Below are 18,835 nucleotides of genomic sequence, written 5' to 3'. Positions count from 1 at the left end.
TTGGATGAAATAAATGAGATTAACAAGAAACGTCTACTTCTGAAGCTTCAAAAATAAATGTCTCTAATTCCCCCTGACTCTGTTTAAGTAATCGGCGCCAATCGGCTTCCGACACGCGAACAGATAAAATACAGTTCCCCAGATCGTCATACTCTTTCTGCTGTATTGCATCCAGTCGATAAAACTGGCCAAGATAATGTCCAGCAGAAGCTGGTATTTTCAAAGTCTGCTCATAAATCACTGTCCCGATCAACTCGGTAATAGCCTGTAAAAGCAGATCAAATCCAATCTGTTTTTGTGCAGATACCCAAACGCGCTCAGGCTTGCCTTCATCGTCATAATCTATACGAGGAGCAAAGTCTTCAAGTAAATCGATCTTATTGCATACGACTAATTGTGTGATTTCATCAGCTTCAATTTCCTCAAGTACGCTTTGTACCTGATCGAAATTTTCAGTCATATTTTCATCAGCACAATCCACTATATGTAATAGTAAATCTGCCTGGCGTGTTTCCTGTAGCGTGGCTTTAAAAGCCGCCACTAGGTCATGGGGTAAATGACGAATAAATCCAACGGTATCAGCTAATATCACTGAACCATCTGGTAAATCTAATTTACGTAGTGTTGGATCAAGTGTCGCAAACAATTGATCTGCTGCATAAACATCAGATAATGTTAACGAATTAAACAATGTCGACTTACCGGCATTGGTATAACCTACTAATGCAACGGTAGCCATATCACTACGTTTGCGAGCTCGGCGACTTTGCTCACGTTGTTTATCTACTTTATCTAGGCGTTTATTAATATTCTTAATGCGGCCTCGCAGTAAACGTCTATCGGTTTCAAGCTGAGTTTCCCCAGGCCCGCGCATACCAATACCGCCTTTTTGTCGCTCAAGGTGAGTCCAACCTCGGATCAGGCGCGTTGACATGTGGCGCAGTTGCGCTAGCTCCACCTGCATCTTACCTTCGTGAGTTCGGGCACGTTGAGCAAAAATATCTAATATTAATGTAGTGCGATCTAACACTCGACATTGGCAAACCACTTCGAGGTTACGCTCTTGAGCTGGGCTCAATGCATGATTGAAAATCACTACATTAGCTTCTGTTGCAGCTACCATGGCTGCTAACTCTTCTGCCTTACCTGAACCGATGAAAAACTTTCGGTCTGGCGAACGACGATTGCCTGTTATTACTCCTACCGAGCGTGCACCTGCAGACTCAACTAATAGTTGTAACTCCAATAAATCTTCGCGACGTTCTTCGTCAGAAAATTCGATATGAACAAGTACAGCTGTTTCTCCAGCTTCATAACGATCAAACAAGAAGCAGTATCCTTTTTAAGTTATTTATTCCGTATCATCCTCATCAGAAGCATTTGTGCCTTGATGACTTGTCACATTAAATGGACGGGCTGGAACGACTGTCGAAATGGCATGTTTGTACACCATTTGACTCACTGTGTTTTTCAACAAGATCACGAATTGGTCGAAAGACTCAACCTGTCCCTGAAGCTTAATACCGTTTACTAAGTAGATCGAAACGGGTACACGCTCACGACGCAGAGCGTTTAAAAATGGGTCTTGTAAAGATTGCCCCTTAGCCATTTTGTAATTTCCTTTTTCTTTTTAAAATATGTAATTCAAGTTTTATTCTTTAGTTTGAGTATTATACAGTAACAGCTAATTAGCTAGCAGCATTGTCGCATAAGTGTAACTAAATTCATTTCATCGCCACTTTCTAGCCATTGCAAATCAGGCCAACTTCTCAACCATGTTAATTGACGTTTGGCTAATTGCCTAGTGGCAGCGGTAGCTTTTTCGACCATAGTCGCATGATCAACCTCATTATCAAGGTACTCCCAACACTGCCTATAACCGACACAGCGCATAGATGGCATATCTAAATGCAAGTCGCCACGGGCCTTTAATTGAGCCACTTCATTGATAAAACCTTGGTCTAACATAAGCAGAAAGCGTTTTGCAATCAACCCATGTAATACCTTTCTATCGCTAGGCGCTATCGCAAATTGTATTACATCATACGGTAGTTCGGCAGACTTAATCTGAGTTAACTCTGTTATCGTCTTACCTGTGATACGAAAAACTTCTAATGCACGCGACAATCTTTGTGGATCATTAGGATGAATTCGCTCACCCGCAACTGGGTCAATTTCACACAGTTGTCGATGTAATGTCTCCCAACCTAGGCTTTCTGCCTCAGTTAAAATTTGTGCTCGTATCGTCTCATCTGCTGCGGGCAAAGGCGATAAACCTTCTAACAATGCTTTGAAATACATCATAGTACCGCCAACTAACAAAGGCGTTTTACCACGGGCAACAATTTGCTCAATCTGTTCTAGTGCATCACGACGAAAGTCAGCCGCGGAATAACTCTCACTAGGGTCTAAAATATCAATCAAACGATGTGGTGCCTGCGCCAACTCTTCAGCTGTTGGCTTTGCGGTACCAATATCCATTTGACGGTAAATCAACGCAGAATCGACTGAAATTAACTCACAGTTATGCTGCTGAGCCATTTGTATGGCCAATGCAGTCTTTCCTGAAGCTGTGGGCCCCATCAAAAAGATGATTTTTGGCCGTTCGACTTTATTCACGCGTTTTCTTTAATCCATGCTTGCCAAGGTAATGCTTTGGCATTGGCTAATATTGTTTGCTGAGTTGCCTCTGTAAGTAGACAAAACTTTTGCCAAATCGTTTGCGGGGCAACAAACTTATCGTTTGATTGCTGTGCAATCCAAAGCGCTAATGCTTCATTATTTGGCTTTACTGCTGCCATCCATTGTAATAGCTCTGGTATCACAGTAGCTAACTGGCTATCTCTCAAATATGGGGGCACTTTTTTGATAATCAACTGCCCGTAGCGAATTGTTAACTCAATACCGAGTTGACGCAAAAAAGGTTCACCCTGTTCAAGTATTAATTGCCAGTCAGGATCGGCTTTTATCGATACAGGCATTAATAGAGGCTGGCCGATTAACCCTGTCGCTAATTTTTGCAAAATTTCTTGTTGAACAACTGTTTTTTGCACTTCAATAATTGGCATTAATTTTAATTCACTTTCAGACACTATGACCCAAAATTGGTTATTTAACACATTCGGCATAGGTTTTACTATTGAAGTATTTGGCAGCATACCGGCAGAATAGTGACTAGTATCTGTATTTTGGCTAACGTCATCGGATACTTGTAGAAGTTGTCCATAACTCTCAATCGTTGTTTGACTGATATGTTTATTAGGGACTTGTGTATAGGGCTTAGATGCTGGAGCTTTCTCGTTAGAATTCACATCATAACGAGGTTTAAGGTCAGATGAATATCCGCCAAATGAGCGACTTGCTTGCCCCGGAATATGCATACTACCGAATTGACTAATGCTATTAGGACGGCCTGCGACATCACTTGAAGCATGATTATGAGATAATTCAGATTCTACCGACTCTGAAAGTGAAAAGTGACCAGCAGTAGACTGCGTTTGCGGATAAGTATTTGCCGTAACAGTCTCATCACTATTAATCTGGGTTGCCGAGTTTACTGAGTCAGATACAGAAATAAAATCGAGCGCTTGCACTAAAGCAGACTGCAAAGCTTGTAATATAAAATCATGTACGTAACGTGATTGATGAAACCGTACTTCATGTTTTGCAGGATGCACATTGACATCTACTTGATGTGGGTCTAAATCTAACATCAACACATAACCAGGTTGATGCTCAACTCCTTGCTCTGCAAATGCTTGTTTTACTGCATGATTCACTAGGCGATCGCGCACTAAACGGCCATTAACATAAAAATAGCTACTATCACTGATGACATTATCAAACGGCGACTGTAAATAACCTTGTAATGATAGGCCTGCATGCTCACATGACACAGTTAGCGCGTTTTCAGCAAATTGACGGCCACATATCTGACCCAAGCGTTGTTGGTGCTGAATTTCAGTGTTAGCAGGACGATATTGACGGACTAATTTGCCATTATGGGTCAAGGTGAAATGAATATCACATCTCGCGATAGCAATACGTTTTAACCATTCATCAATATGGGTAAACTCTGTTTTATCACTTTTTAAAAAACGTCTTCTTGCTGGAGTGTTAAAAAACAAGTCGACAACATCAATCGTCGAACCTTGAGGGTGCGCCGCCGGCGTCACTTTAACATCCATTTGTGAGCCTTCAGCAAAGGCCTGCCAAGCTTCAGTTTGTTCTGCGGTTTTTGAGGTTAACGTCAAGCGTGCAACTGAGCTAATACTCGCCAGTGCTTCACCGCGAAAACCAAAACTCATGATGGCTTCTAAATCATCTAATGTGTGCACTTTAGAAGTGGCATGACGCGACAAGGCTAATGCAAGTTCAGCCTGGGGAATACCGCACCCATTATCACGGATGCGAATCAGCTTACTGCCGCCTTTATCGATTTCGATATCAACCCTTGTCGCCCCTGCATCTAGACTATTCTCGACCAGTTCTTTTACTACCGAAGCTGGGCGCTCAACCACTTCGCCAGCGGCGATTTGGTTTGCAAGTTGAGGGGGAAGGAGTTGGATAGCCATCATTATGCCCTTGGGATCACCAAGTGTTGGCCGATACGCACAACATCTGACCTTAAATTATTTGCCTTTTTAAGATTATTAACACTCACACCATAGCGTTTCGCGATAACCGATAAAGACTCACCGGATTGAACTTTATGCTTAGTATTGGCACTCTGAGACAGTAATGTGCCTGAAGGTGGATTGGTTTCAAAATATCGCACGACACCTTTATGAATCGCATTAGCCAGCTTTTGTTGGTGATTATAATTAACGAGTAGTTTCTCTTCACCTGGGTTGGAGATAAACCCAGTCTCAATCAAAATAGACGGAATATCCGCCGCTTTTAATACCGCCAAACTCGCCGCTTCTGGCTCTTTTTTATGAAGGTGAGTAACGCTACCAAGATCACGCAAAATATCTTTGGCAATATCATTACCCATTACCATCGAATTATTTTTCTGCATGTCGATAAGCGTTTGCACTAAATATTTTTCAACATCAGAATTTTGAATAATATCACCCACACCACCTAGCAACTCTGAATGCTTTTCTGTTTGCTCAAGTAATCGACCTAATTCACTGTCAGCTCGGCGCATTGATAACACCCACGCCGATGCTCCTCTAGGCTGAGGCGATGTAAATGCGTCAGCATGAATAGATAATAATAAATCCGCTTTACTGCGGCGGGCTAACTCTGAGCGACGGTTTAAGTCAACGAAGTAATCTCCGGTACGCGTCATCACAGCTTGCATACCAGGAGTCGCATTAATTTTATCCGCAAGGCGTTTTGAAATATCGAGTACAACGCGCTTTTCATAAATACCTGTAGGACCAATAGAACCTGGATCTTCGCCACCGTGCCCAGCATCAATGGCAATAACGATATTACGGTTCGTACCCGAAGAGTGGGTAGTGACTTTAGCTTTTGTTTCTGCGCTAAAGGAATCATCTAAATCCACCACCAAACGATTACCGTATGGAGCTGTTGGAGATAGCGTAAACAAGTTAGATTTTATTGGTTTATTGAGGTCCAAAACTAGCCGTAAAATACCTTTCCCAGGCGATTGACTCACCCTAATACGTTTAATTAATTTACTATTATTGCTTAATCTGTCTAATTGGACTTTATTGCTGGCATTTTTAATATCCACAACGAGTCGTTCAGGATTGGTTAGCGTAAACGATTCATACTGAGGCGCTTGCGATAAGTCAAATACCACACGAGTTGATTCTGGTGCAGCCCAAATGCGCACACTATCGAGCTCGTTAGCACTGTGTGCTGTAAACGAGGTACTTATTATTACCCAGCAGGTAAGATGAAGAATGGCTTTATGTAGAGTCATTATTATTTTAATTTTTTCAAAATTGTTTGCCCAGAAGCAGACAAAGCGTTAATTTCAATTTCTCGTTGATTATTTTTATAGCGTAAATGCAAATGAAGATCGGCATCAGGCAACATACCCTGCCCATGCTCAGGCCACTCAACCAAACAAATACTGGTTTTATTAAAATAATCACGAATTCCCATAAATTCGAGCTCTTCAGGGTCAGCGACACGATATAAGTCAAAATGAAATACATCAAAGCCATCAAACTCATAGGGCTCAACTAAGGTATACGTTGGACTTTTAACCGCACCTTTATGACCTAAAGATTGAATAATTCCGCGGCTCAAGGTAGTTTTACCTGCGCCTAAGTCTCCAGTTAAAAAAATCGTTAATGGCGGCATTAGTCCTTGAGCAATAAATTGTCCAATTGCCACTGTAGCTTGTTCATTTTCAAGATTTTTAACAATAGAAGTCATATCAAACAGCCAAAAGCATTATAAAAGAGGTTCAAAGCCACAATATACCAGAGTTCTATATTTATCTCCTACAGCTGCATGTGGCTTTTTTCAACAAATAAAAATGCCAGCAATATCATTGCTGGCATTTTTGAGTCAATCAAAAGTTAAATGCTGGCTAAAGCCTAAATATCATCCATACGAAGTACACTGTGTACTAAACGCTTCTGTTGTGTTTTCGCAACATGGATCACATCAAGCAGTGCACTTTTCGCATCATTACAAGAGGTTAATTCTGCAGTTTTTTCGAGAAACTCAATTAAACGATTTTCAAGATCAAGATGTAACTCTAACACTTGCTCTTCATCCATATTAGCTGGTAAAACAGCTTCATCACAACGCTTAATAAAATCCTCAAAAACAACATCTTGATACCAGGTATCAAGAATTTTAGCTGGCGCATCTTCAATATAGCTTTCTAGCGTATCGTGGATATGCTTCTCATGCTGCTGAAAGTATTCCAACATTAACTTCACGCGAGAAGAGTCTGCGTTACGGTGTAATCGTTTGTACAACTTGCCCATGTTTAATCGACATTTGGCAACATACTCAAGTAATTCACTTAATTGTTGAATACGCATATATCACTACCTCACTTTACAGCCTGAGATTATCAGGGATAACTTAATTAACTTCATTATTAGAAATTTCACTTAACAAGTATTTGAGCAAAGTCATATTTTTGATTGTTTGATGTTTTTATATTAGGGATTAATGAAGAAATGCGTGCTGGATCACTTAACGGAATTGAGGAAGATTTTAGGAGTATTGATGTCTTACTCAACATGGAGTGATTGGGATATCTATGGGCCCCATCGATCGTGGATACTGTTTTTGGCGATATCAAAATTTAGCGATATCAAAAATAAGGCATAATTTATAATAGGGATAAGTATATTTGGAACTCAGCGCTGTAAAAAAAGCGCTTATATTAACCGTTGAAAATGTCTATATTCAACCTTCAAAGCATGTCGAAGTTCACTTCAGGTAAACACTTGAATCCAGGTTGCGCAAACAGGTAGCCTTGCATTAGTTTAACACCCGCCTCTTTAAGAAACAGATATTCTTCCTTCGTTTCAATACCTTCAGCTAAAGGCGTAATGTTTAGTTCAGTAAGTAAATTTAAAGTATTTGTCACAATTGACTGACGCACTTTATCTTTATCTATATTTCGAATTAATGCCATATCTAGTTTTACAATATCAGTCTGAAAATCTGCCAATAAATTAAGACCTGAGTAGCCAGAGCCAAAATCGTCTGTGGCGGTTTTAAAACCAAGCTTTTGGTAGTATTCAACAATTTCCTTTAAATGTTTGCTATCTTCAACTTTTTCAACTTCTGTGAATTCAAACATAATGTTTTCTGTTGGAAAATTATACTTTTTAGCGGCGTCTAAGGTCGTTCGAATGCAGCGCTCTGGGTTATAAATCGCATTAGGTAAAAAATTGATGCTTAGCATCGAGCTTATGTTTAACTCCGGCGCTAAAGCGATCGCTTTAATACGACAAAGCTGATCGAAAACATACCGGTTGTCAGCAGTAACCTGAGACAAAATGGCATATGCTGACTCATTATTAATCCCTCTAACTAATGCTTCATAGCCATAAATGCTTTGCGTGCTACAGTCAATAATTGGTTGAAAGGCCATAGTAAAATCAAAGTCTAAATTATTTTCCTTCGCACAATTAGTACATAGCGATCGCTCAGTGTTGATCGACTCTATATTCATTAGACAACCTTTTTATTTTTTTAATTAGTTTAAGATTAGTATGCCATGAAAACATACGCAATATTTGCATAAATAGAATACACACATTCAATCGAACAACACCTATACCTCTATGAGTAGCATTATTATATTTATTTGACTAGGCCTTTTAACAGGAGTTGGACAGAAGAGTTGGCTCCTTCTTGTATTTATTGGAAGTTATTTGTATAAACGACTACTTTTTTTAGCCCGAGTGATGTGAAAAGATACTTGCCCTTTCACTCGGTCAACTGAGCTAATATCGCATTTCAAATTAGATATTCAAACTGAGAAAGTGATTTTGCAGCGACCCTGTCTTCATAAGGAATAGTTCGAACTGATGACCTATACCTTGGCAAGGTATCGCAATTTTTAAAATCGCAACTGAGCTAATTTTTATTAGCTATTTTGATGATGTAAAGTGGGAAAGTTTTTAAGGGGGTAAGTGATTTTGGAGCGACTCTCTCTTCATAAGGAATGGTTCGAACTGATGACCTATACCTTGGCAAACAAAAAGGTATCGCAATTTTACAAATCGCAACTGAGCTAATTTTTATTAGCTATTTTGATGATGTAAAGTGGGAAAGTTTTTAAGGGGGTAAGTGATTTTGCAGCGACCCTCTCTTCATAAGGAGTAGTTCGAACTGATGACCTATACCTTGGCAAACAAAAAGGTATCGCAATTTTTAAAATCGCAACTGAGCTAATTTTTATTGCTATTTTGATGATGTAAAAGGGGAAGGTTTATAAGGAGGTAAGTGATTTTGGAGCGACCCTCTCTTCATAAGGAGTGGTTCGAACTGATGACCTATACCTGGGCAAACAAAAAGGTATCGCAGTTTTTAAAATCGTAACTGAGATAATTTTTATTGCTATTTTGATGATATAAAGTGGGAAAGTTTTTAAGGAGGTATGTGATTTTGGAGCGACCCTCTCTTCATAAGGAGTGGTTCGAACTGATGAGCTATACCTTGGCAAACAAAAAGGTATCGCAATTTTTAAAATCGCAACTGAGCTAATTTTTATTGCTATTTTGATGATGTAAAAGGGGAAGGTTTATAAGGAGGTAGGTGATTTTGGAGCGACATATCAGGTTCGAACTGATGACCTATACCTTGGCAAGGTATCGCTCTACCAACTGAGCTAATGTCGCATATCAAAAATCATTTTGTAAATTTAGATTTTGGAGCGACATATCAGGTTCGAACTGATGACCTATACCTTGGCAAGGTATCGCTCTACCAACTGAGCTAATGTCGCATATCAAAAATCATTTTGTAAATTCAGATTTTGGAGCGACATATCAGGTTCGAACTGATGACCTATACCTTGGCAAGGTATCGCTCTACCAACTGAGCTAATGTCGCTTACTATTTGCTTCATTTGTAACAATCAGCAAGGTATCGTCTTTCTACCTGAACCAACTGAGCTAATGTCGCTTAATTTCAAATTCCTACTTTCAATAATTCAGAGTATGTAACTCCGTAGAAAGTTGAGGCCGCATTATAGGTAATATTTAATATGCTGCAACCCCTTTTTGCACTCTTTTTGCAAAAACTGAATCGTTTGGTTAAATTTTAAATACCTGACCACGATAATACTGCAATTCAGCAATAGATTCTTTGATGTCTTCTAGTGCTTGATGGGTATTCTTTTTTGTAAAGCCATTCATAGTTTCAGGGCTCCAACGACGGACTAATTCTTTAATGGTGCTGACATCGACATTGCGGTAATGGAAATAGTCTTCAAGCTCTAACATATACTTGTTCAAAAAACGGCGATCTTGGCCAATACTATTACCGCACATAGGCGATGCGCCCTTAGGTACATAGTGAGATAAAAACTCAATCGTTTGATCAATAGCATCTTGCTCACTGTGTTTACTGGCTTTAACCCGATCAATTAGACCTGACTCACCATGATGTTTTTGATTCCAATCATCCATTCCCGCTAGCACTTCATCGGTTTGATATATGGCTAAAACAGGTCCTTGGGCAATGATATTTAAATCTTGATCCGTCACTAACGTAGCAATTTCAATAATTCTATCGACTTCAGGCTCAAGCCCTGTCATTTCAAGATCAACCCAAATCAAATTTTTCGCATCTGCAGCCATATCGTTCGCCTTATTCTATCTATTGCCCTAATTTCAGGCATTTTTATTTCATTGCGTGTATCATAATCCTTTTAAGACACAAAAAAATACCTTTAATTGATGAAGATCTCTCTGTGAGTAAAAAGAAACCCCTAAGCCAAGGCCAATTAAGGCGCATGCGTGCAAATCAATCAAAACGATTAAATCGCACCGATTCAGCCAGCGACAGTGCTGATATTCAAGATCATTTATTAACACCAGAACAAGCTGGTGTGGTGATATCTCGTTTTGGTCAACATGCTGATATTGAAACCCAAGACGGCATTATCACCCGCTGCAATATTCGCCGCGCGGTCACCAGTTTAGTTACAGGTGACAAGGTTATTGTACGTTTAGCCACTGAAGTGCAATCAAACGCCAACATTGGCGGTATTGTTGAGGCTGTTCATCCGCGAAAATCATCTCTTACACGCCCTGATTTATATGATGGCGTGAAAATTATTGCGGCCAATATTGATCAAATTCTTATTGTGTCATCGGTATTACCTAGTTTCACCACCCAAATTATTGATCGCTATCTGGTGGCCTGTGAAGACACTGACATTGCACCGGTTATTGTGTTAAACAAAATCGATTTATTGAACGATGAAAACCGCCCTGAAATTGAACAAGCCTTAGCCAGCTATCGCGACATTGGTTATCAAGTTTACCAACTGAGTAGCCATACCGGTGAGGGTATTGCTGATCTTAAAGACTTACTTAAAGATAAAGTCAGTGTGTTTGCAGGACAATCTGGCGTCGGTAAATCATCGGTCATTAATGCATTAATGCCTGAAGCTGACTTACTTATCGGCGATGTGTCGGGTAATTCTGGTTTAGGTCAACACACTACTACAACCGCAAAACTATTACACTTTGCCAGTGGCGGCGATTTAATCGACTCTCCAGGTGTGCGTGAGTTTGCTCTGTGGCATTTAGATGCTCAACGAGTGGGATGGTGTTTTATTGAATTTAGAGAGTTTTTAGGCACTTGTAAGTTTAGAGACTGCAAACATGGGGATGACCCGGGATGTGCACTACAAACGGCTTTAAAAGAAGGCAAAATTACCCAAGACAGGTTTTATAACTATAACCGTATTATTGCTAGCCTTGATGAACAGCGACATGCACGACACTTTCGTGCCATTGATGATATTTCGAAATAATGAATGTCGACGTTAATTTAGCGAAACATGTTTAAGTCACTTAATTTACTAACACATATTCATCGTACAAAACTAATAAAAAAGTAAGGAAATAAAATTGGACTCATTAAAAATTGCTTTGCAATACATCATGCCAAAACATTTTTTATCACGCTTAGTCGGTAAGTTTGCAGCAGCAGAAGCTGGGGTACTGACTACCGTATTTATTAAGTGGTTCATTAATCAATACAAAATTGACATGTCAGAAGCAGCTAAAAGTGAGCCTGAAGCTTACAACACCTTTAATGCCTTTTTTACCCGTGAATTAAAACAAGGTTTACGCCCAATAAACCAAGACGCAACCATCATGGCGCACCCAGTTGATGGTGCTGTTAGCCAATGTGGCCCAATTGAATCTGGCAACATATTCCAGGCCAAGGGGCATAGTTACACTTCGCAAGCTTTACTCGGTGGTGATAAAGCCGATGCCGACCGTTTTGACGGCGGTGATTTTGCCACTATTTACCTTGCACCAAAAGACTATCACCGTATTCATATGCCGATTACCGGCACCTTGTCTAAAATGACTTATGTACCAGGCGACTTGTTTTCAGTTAACCCACTTACCGCGCAAAATGTGCCAGGGCTTTTTGCCCGCAATGAACGTGTGGTCGCTATTTTTGAAACTGAAATAGGCCCATTAGCCATGGTATTGGTTGGCGCAACGATTGTAGCTAGCATTGAAACCATTTGGGCTGGCACAGTTACACCGCCCGGTGGCAAGCAGGTCTTTAGTTGGGATTATCCAACCACAGGCCCTAAAGCGTTAACGTTAGAGAAAGGCGCTGAAATGGGCCGTTTTAAGTTAGGCAGTACTGTGGTGATGTTATTTGCTCAAGATGCCATTGATACCTTCGCTGATGGCGTAGAACCTGGCGAAGTGACTCGTTTAGGTCAAGCGTTTGCAAACATTAACCTTAAATAGCGCTCAAAAGTGACTACCGCTCAACCTCGATCTGGGTTAGTTGAAGTACATCTAGCCGTATTACTGTTTGGTGGTACGGCGCTTTTTTTCTAAGCTTATTCCGCTAAGTGCGCTTAACATTACCTTTTTACGCTGTATCGTCGCAGCCTTTGTTCTAGCTTTACTGGTAAAGGCCAGCAAGCAAACCCTCAAATTACGTCATAGCAAAGATTACCTTATTGCCATTTTACTCGGTGTTCTCGTGAGTTGTCATTGGGTAACGTATTTTGCCGCAATGCAATTATCATCTGTTGCCATTGGTATGATTGCCTTCTTCACTTATCCAGTGATGACAGTGTTAGTCGAACCTTTAATCAACCGTACCCAACTTAAATGGGTCGATGTAGTTTCCGGCCTAGCCGTATTGATTGGGGTCATTTTATTAATCCCCGAACCTAATCTTGACAATGACATTACCTTAGGCATTTTAGTCGGCGTGTTGTCTGCGGCGTTATTCACCGCCCGTAACCTGCTACATAAACGTTACTTCACAGGCTACAGTGGCCCGCATGCGATGTTTTATCAAACTTTAGTTGCAGTGATGTTTTTAAGCCCATGGCAAGATGTCAGTATGGCAGATCTTAATCAGCACACTGTAGGATTGGTTATTCTGTTAGGAGTGGTATTTACCGCTGCACCGCATGCTTTATTCACTACTGCGCTGCGGTATTTAAGTGCTAAAACGGTCGGATTAGTATCCTGTTTACAACCATTTTATGGCGCGATATTGGCATTAATCGTTTTGGGTGAACAGTTAAGCACTCAAACCTTAATCGGCGGGGCTATTATTGTGGCAACGGCATTATTTGAAACTCAACAAAGCCATAAGAAAAACAAACTTTAACCTTTCAATACTAGCCATATCTTTGTAATTGGGGCAAATTAACACCATTGTATTGTGCTTACCACCAACCAGAGAACGTACCATGCTTATATTTGCCCACCGTGGGGCCAGTGGTTATCATCCCGAAAACACTTTGATTGCAATGCAAGCAGCATTGGATTTAGGTGTAGAAGCGATAGAACTCGATGTCCATAATGTTGAAGGGCAATTGGTGGTGTTTCATGATCGTCGCTTAGAAGGTAAGTCTAACGGTCACGGTCTTATCCGCCAATCTACATTAAATCAATTAGCTAAGCTTAATGTTAAACACCAACCTATACCCACTTTATGGCAGGTGCTTGAACTGATTCAAGGCCGCTGCATCGTCAATATTGAGCTAAAAGGCGATAATACTGTACCGCCACTGCTGGCTTTATACCCTCAGGCTATTTCACTATTAGGCTTCAAACCCGAACAGCTATTAATGAGCTCATTCAATCATCCCTACCTTGCCCAAATCAAACAAGCATTACCCACGGCTTACGTGGCACCGCTATTGGGTGGGATCCCGCTCGATTTAGCCAAAATCGTCACAGATTTACAAGCATACTCTGCGCATATAGATTTGAGTTTTATCAGCCAAGCATTAATCGATGACGCCCACCAGCGTGGCGCTAAAGTGTATGTTTATACGGTGGATAACCCTGATGACATTCGTGCCTTAAAAACGATTGGCGTTGACGGAGTATTCAGTAATTACCCAGACAAGGCCAAAGCCGCACTGGCTGAACCCAATGGCAATTATGCAGGTTGGTTTGAATAGTGATCCTTATAAAATAACAACTGCTAATGAGAAAGGCCATCAAGACTAAATTGATACGCTGATCGTCAGCACCAAAAAGGACGTATTGCTTTAGACTGATATCGCACCTAAAGCGCTACAGCACAGGGATAAAAATGAGCATTATTGTTGCACTTAAAAATATCAACAAAGGTTTTAAAGACGGCGGCACATTTCATCAAGTACTTGATGACGTTAGCCTGACGTTAAGCCAAGGGCAAACAGTGGCATTAACTGGCCCTAGTGGCAGTGGTAAAAGCACCCTGCTAAACATTATTGCCGGTTTTGAAACCCTAGACTCAGGTCATTTATCATTAGCATCATCATCGGATATCCTTAGCGCACAAAATCTTAATAACACGACAGACTGGCAAGATGCACACTGGAGCCTATACCGTAGACAATGTTTAGGTGTGGTATTTCAGCAATTTAATTTACTCACCCCCTTAATGTCAAAGACAATATCAGTTTTGCATTAGCGTTAAATAACCAATCTTGGAATGTTTGGTGTGATGAATTATGCCAGCAACTTGGGCTCACTGAATTACTCTCCAGACCGGTTGAAACCTTATCTGGCGGTCAACAACAACGTGTCGCTATAGCTAGGGCATTGGCACATAAACCACAACTTTTGCTCGCTGACGAGCCCACCGGAAACCTTGATGAACAAGCTGGCATGCAGGTCATGTCATTATTAACTGAACTGGCAAAGCAAGCTAATACTTGTATATTAATGGTGACCCACAGCGAACAATGCGCTCAATTTATGCAAACCCGTTGGCATTTACAGCAAGGCAATATTGTTGAAACCCATGCAACTCAAAGCCTCACGGTATAATTGCTTATGACACTTTCATTGTCCCTTATTAAGCGCTGCCTAGTGGTTTTCAGCCGCCATTATCGCCAGGCCCCTATTCAAGCCAGCGCTATTTTACTCGGTATTATGCTGGCGGTAACCTTACTGATAGGCGTTAAAGCCACTAATGAGAATGCTAAACAAAGCTATGGTGAAACAACCGAATTATTGAGCCAACGCGCCAGTTTTTACCTTACCGATAAAGATCAAACTGGGATCGATGAAGCCGCTTACTTTGCCTTACGCCAAGCTAGCATTCCGGCACTAGCGGTCATTGAAGGCATAGCAAGTGATCCACAAGGGCGATCATGGAAGGTCAATGGCAGTGACATTATGGCGGCTGTGTCAATGCAACCTCACCAAGATGACCAGTCATCAAAGGCCAAGCAAACAACACCCGCAATTCCATTACAGCGCTTATTAGCCGGTAATCCTAGCGTAGTAATATCTGACAATCTTATCGAAAGAATAAATGCACTGACCCAAGGGCAGCTCATTTTAAATGATATTCCAGTAGAGATTATTCCAATAGAAGCCAGTCTCGGTTTGGGTAATAGCATGTTGGCGGATATTTCTTTTGCGCAACAATTATTAGATATGCCCGGTAAGTTAAGTTATATCGCCATCTTTTTTCCGCTTGATAAATCACCATCGGTTATCGACTCGCAGCGAACTCAAATCATTGCCGCTTTAGAACAGGCTGGATTTGATAGTCGCCAGGTACTCATAGACAATCAAGATGATGGAGAGTCTCTTAGTGCACTCACAGCAAGCTTTCATTTAAATTTAGACGCTATGAGTATGCTGGCATTTGTTGTCGGGTTATTCATTGCTTACAACGGCGTGCGCTACAGCCTAATGAAACGGCAAAGGCTGTTTATTCAGTTACTGCAAATGGGTGTAGGTCGTCATAACTTACTCATCGCGCTGATTATTGAAATTATCTGTTTGGTGATTGTCGGCAGTATTATCGGTTTTATCATTGGACTGCAATTATCCCAGTGGTTACAACCTATGGTCGCGATGACATTAGAACAAATATATGGCGCAAAATTACTGCCCGGTTTATGGCAATGGCAATGGTTTGCACAAGGATTAGGGTTAACTTTAGTTGCCTCGCTTGGAGCATGTTGGCCATTGTTATTACAATTGTCACGTATGTCCTTAGCGCAGGGTGCACAACGCCAAGCACAGTTAATACCTTATGAAAAACTGTTTAAACAACAGGCGTTAACCGCCTGTATATTATTAGCAAGTAGCGCGATACTGTTTAATTTTACCTCTCAATATAAGCACAGTTTGATATTGCTCGGTATTGTTACCATTGCCATTCCGTTATTGTTACCCATGACAATCAGCATTGGCGTGAGATTACTATTACCTTTAATGCCAAAAGGTCTATGGCAATATGTGGTAGCAGAAACAAAAGAGATTATCGCACCATTATCATTGGCGATGATGGCTATATTGCTGGCCCTTTGCGCCAATATTTCAATGAACACCTTAGTCGGCAGTTTTGAAGTCACCTTAAAACAATGGCTAGATGCCCGACTTCATGCCGATTTATATATCCGGCCTAATCCGAATGCGCTAATGGATGTTAATGCTTTTCTGGATGCCGAGCCCAAGGTGACTGCTGTTTATAAACAATGGATGACCGAAGCTAAACTGCATCGCGGACAATCTAACCCTGATAGCTCAATCCCTATAAACCTAGTCAGTCGTGATTTTTACTCGATTAAAAACACCACTGTATTTAAATCGCCAGACAATTTAGATGAGTCATTTTGGAGCGAATTTGAGCAGGGTAAAAACGTCTTCATCAGCGAGCCATTATCGATAAAATATCAACTTAATATCGGTGATAAAATCAATATTGATAAACTGAGCAAGACTACTAATACCTTATTATCAACACCCGTTGCACAGGCTAATAGCGAGATGTTCACTATTGGCGGCATTTATTTTGATTATGGCAACCCCATGGGCGAGCTAATCATTTCACCCGATTTATGGCAACACTATCATTTACCGCCCAACCCCATAAGTTTGGCTGTGGATTACCAAGGCGATAATGAGCTACTTCAGCAAGCATTGATCAGTCAACAAGGACTTTCATCGGCCAGTATGTATAGTCAACAACGCATCAAAGATGAAGCGATTAAAATGTTCACCAAAACCTTCTCAATCACAGTAGTGCTTAATAGTCTAACATTGCTGGTCGCAGCCATTGGATTGTTCAGTGCTTGCATGATGCTAACTCAGGCAAGGCTAGCGCCATTAGCGCGTTTGTATGCTTTGGGGGTGAGTCGCAAACAGCTCAGAATCATGGTGACATCACAAATGATGTTAATTGTATTACTAACCTGCTTACTCGCCCTGCCAATGGGGGCAATATTAGGCTACTTATTGATTAATAAAGTCACCTTGCAAGCTTTTGGTTGGACGATTGCCATGATATGGGATTGGCAAGCTTACGGCAGAGTGGTGATGATTGCGATGCTAAGCTGCTTAGTTTCAGTAGCATTGCCGCTATATTGGCAAACCCGTAAACCGCTGATCAGCAGCTTGCAGCAGGAGACATTATAATGCGTTGCTCAAATAGCAAGTTAACAAAAATGCTGCTAACCACTTTTACGCTTATGTTACTGGGATGTCAGCCTAGTACTGAATCATCAGAAGGTACCAGTAAACCCGCTATGGGGATATCGATGGGTAAGCTTTTGGCCGCCGATGAAACCTTACTGCAATACAGCCAGGTGAGTCCCGCCAATACACTTGAATTTCCACAGGATCATCAACCCCATGAAGGTTACAGGATTGAGTGGTGGTATATTACGGCCAACTTAACCACTCAAAATGGCGAAGCCATTGGTATTCAATGGACTCAATTTCGCAGCGCATTAAGCCCACCGACTCCACCTAAGGCTCAATCTACTGATCTACATAACAATATATCACCTAAACAGTCTCCTTGGGCGACCAATCAAATGTTTATGGCCCATGCTGCGCTAACCAGTAAAAGTGAGCATTACAGCGCAGAGAAATTCTCCCGCAGTCATCCACAATTTGCACAGGTATCCGCCAATCCGTTTGCAATTTACTTAGATAATTGGCGTTGGCAAAGTCATAACAACAGCCCATTTCCCGCCAGCTTAAATGTTGAAAGTGAGCAGTTTAGTTACCAATTGAGTTTAGACAGCCAAAGCCCATGGCAATTACAGGGTGAACAAGGGTTGAGCATTAAAAGTGCTGACGGTAAAATCGCCTCCCACTATTACAGCCAACCTTATATAAACGTATCAGGCACAATTAACCGTAACGGTAAAACTGACATAGTTAGCGGCCAAGCCTGGTTAGACAGAGAGTGGAGCTCACAGCTGTTAACCGATAGTCAGCAAGGTTGGGACTGGTTTTCTATTCGACTTGATGAAAAACAGACTTTAATGATGTTTAGATTAAGAGGTGAACAACCACAGGATAGTTTTTACAGCGCTAGACTTATGCTGGCTGATGGCAGTGGCCGTAACATTACCAGTGCAAGTCATCCCAATGACATCAGTATGCAACCTATCACCTGGCATACCAGCAAAAATACGCGCTACCCCACGGGCTGGAAAATTGATATTAACAGCGAAAACATTCATATCACCACCCAAGCACTTAATCCCAATAGTGAAATGTTGTTGTCGACAAATTACTGGGAAGGCCCTATACAAATCGAAGGCACACATTCAGGCATGGGTTACATGGAATTAACCGGGTATTAATACCGAAACTCATATTGTTAGACCAACAGCACAAACACTCCTTAATGAGTACGTTGATTTAATTAAGCCTAACCAAATGCGACAACATCTGGGTTA

Annotated in this window: 14 protein-coding genes, 3 tRNA genes and 2 pseudogenes; 7 read left to right on the top strand and 12 right to left on the bottom strand. The window is 41.1% G+C overall.

The window, feature by feature from the left end:
* Positions 1-19 precede the first annotated feature (19 nt).
* From hflX to orn, 12 genes are all read right to left on the bottom strand, one after another.
* On the bottom strand, positions 20-1,327 hold the full coding sequence (gene hflX, locus ACRWQN_RS04830; RefSeq protein WP_434928257.1) for a ribosome rescue GTPase HflX: 1,308 nt from the start codon (positions 1,325-1,327) through the stop codon (positions 20-22).
* Positions 1,328-1,351: 24 nt separating this feature from the next.
* Positions 1,352-1,609 carry an RNA chaperone Hfq gene (hfq, locus tag ACRWQN_RS04825; protein WP_434928256.1) on the bottom strand — a complete coding sequence of 86 codons (258 nt, stop codon included), beginning with the start codon at positions 1,607-1,609 and terminating at the stop codon, positions 1,352-1,354.
* Between the two features lie 83 nt (positions 1,610-1,692).
* Positions 1,693-2,619, bottom strand: coding sequence for a tRNA (adenosine(37)-N6)-dimethylallyltransferase MiaA (gene miaA, locus ACRWQN_RS04820; protein ID WP_434939953.1), 927 nt, complete (start codon positions 2,617-2,619; stop codon positions 1,693-1,695).
* Positions 2,616-4,574, bottom strand: a complete 1,959-nt coding sequence (gene mutL / locus ACRWQN_RS04815; protein WP_434939952.1) for a DNA mismatch repair endonuclease MutL — start codon at positions 4,572-4,574, stop codon at positions 2,616-2,618. The genes miaA and mutL overlap by 4 nt, the downstream gene beginning before the upstream one ends.
* A gap of 2 nt (positions 4,575-4,576) precedes the next feature.
* Positions 4,577-5,899, bottom strand: a complete 1,323-nt coding sequence (locus tag ACRWQN_RS04810; RefSeq protein ID WP_434930521.1) for an N-acetylmuramoyl-L-alanine amidase — start codon at positions 5,897-5,899, stop codon at positions 4,577-4,579.
* Between the two features lie 2 nt (positions 5,900-5,901).
* Positions 5,902-6,360 carry a tRNA (adenosine(37)-N6)-threonylcarbamoyltransferase complex ATPase subunit type 1 TsaE gene (gene tsaE / locus ACRWQN_RS04805; protein ID WP_226411225.1) on the bottom strand — a complete coding sequence of 153 codons (459 nt, stop codon included), beginning with the start codon at positions 6,358-6,360 and terminating at the stop codon, positions 5,902-5,904.
* Between the two features lie 164 nt (positions 6,361-6,524).
* Positions 6,525-6,980 (bottom strand): hypothetical protein, encoded by a 456-nt coding sequence (locus tag ACRWQN_RS04800; RefSeq protein WP_434928252.1) that lies wholly within the window; start codon positions 6,978-6,980, stop codon positions 6,525-6,527.
* 380 nt (positions 6,981-7,360) lie between these two features.
* Entirely contained in the window at positions 7,361-8,128 is a 768-nt protein-coding gene (locus ACRWQN_RS04795) for an EAL domain-containing protein (protein ID WP_434939951.1), read from the bottom strand.
* Between the two features lie 1,095 nt (positions 8,129-9,223).
* Positions 9,224-9,299: transfer RNA gene (locus tag ACRWQN_RS04790), tRNA-Gly, on the bottom strand.
* Positions 9,300-9,330: 31 nt separating this feature from the next.
* A tRNA-Gly gene (locus tag ACRWQN_RS04785) sits at positions 9,331-9,406 on the bottom strand.
* A gap of 31 nt (positions 9,407-9,437) precedes the next feature.
* Positions 9,438-9,513: transfer RNA gene (locus ACRWQN_RS04780), tRNA-Gly, on the bottom strand.
* A 203-nt stretch (positions 9,514-9,716) separates the two neighbouring features.
* Positions 9,717-10,262 (bottom strand): oligoribonuclease, encoded by a 546-nt coding sequence (gene orn, locus ACRWQN_RS04775; RefSeq protein ID WP_226411230.1) that lies wholly within the window; start codon positions 10,260-10,262, stop codon positions 9,717-9,719.
* Positions 10,263-10,375: 113 nt separating this feature from the next.
* Here orn and rsgA point away from each other — a divergent pair, with 113 nt between their 5' ends.
* The 7 genes and pseudogenes from rsgA (at position 10,376) to ACRWQN_RS04740 (ending at position 18,739) form a co-directional block, all read left to right on the top strand.
* A complete protein-coding gene (rsgA, locus tag ACRWQN_RS04770) occupies positions 10,376-11,446 on the top strand; it encodes a small ribosomal subunit biogenesis GTPase RsgA (protein WP_434939950.1) in 1,071 nt (356 codons plus the stop codon).
* A 97-nt stretch (positions 11,447-11,543) separates the two neighbouring features.
* A complete protein-coding gene (gene asd, locus ACRWQN_RS04765; protein ID WP_226411233.1) occupies positions 11,544-12,410 on the top strand; it encodes an archaetidylserine decarboxylase in 867 nt (288 codons plus the stop codon).
* A 9-nt stretch (positions 12,411-12,419) separates the two neighbouring features.
* A pseudogene (locus tag ACRWQN_RS04760) lies at positions 12,420-13,293 on the top strand (DMT family transporter).
* 82 nt (positions 13,294-13,375) lie between these two features.
* Positions 13,376-14,095: a glycerophosphodiester phosphodiesterase gene (locus ACRWQN_RS04755; RefSeq protein WP_434939949.1), complete on the top strand. Its 720-nt coding sequence runs from the start codon at positions 13,376-13,378 to the stop codon at positions 14,093-14,095.
* Positions 14,096-14,229: 134 nt separating this feature from the next.
* Positions 14,230-14,951 (top strand): annotated as a pseudogene (locus tag ACRWQN_RS04750) (ABC transporter ATP-binding protein).
* Positions 14,952-14,957: 6 nt separating this feature from the next.
* A complete protein-coding gene (locus ACRWQN_RS04745; protein ID WP_434939948.1) occupies positions 14,958-17,558 on the top strand; it encodes an FtsX-like permease family protein in 2,601 nt (866 codons plus the stop codon).
* The gene (locus ACRWQN_RS04740; RefSeq protein ID WP_434939947.1) at positions 17,558-18,739 is read left to right on the top strand and encodes a lipocalin-like domain-containing protein; all 1,182 of its coding nucleotides are present in this window, start codon (positions 17,558-17,560) and stop codon (positions 18,737-18,739) included. Before ACRWQN_RS04745 ends, ACRWQN_RS04740 begins: the two co-directional genes overlap by 1 nt.
* The last annotated feature ends 96 nt before the right edge of the window (positions 18,740-18,835 follow it).

The sequence above is a fragment of the Shewanella sp. HL-SH8 genome (assembly GCF_051165765.1).
Classification (GTDB): domain Bacteria; phylum Pseudomonadota; class Gammaproteobacteria; order Enterobacterales; family Shewanellaceae; genus Shewanella; species Shewanella glacialimarina.
Note: the sequence above shows the minus strand (reverse complement) of the source record. Positions and strands in the feature narration are given on the sequence as shown.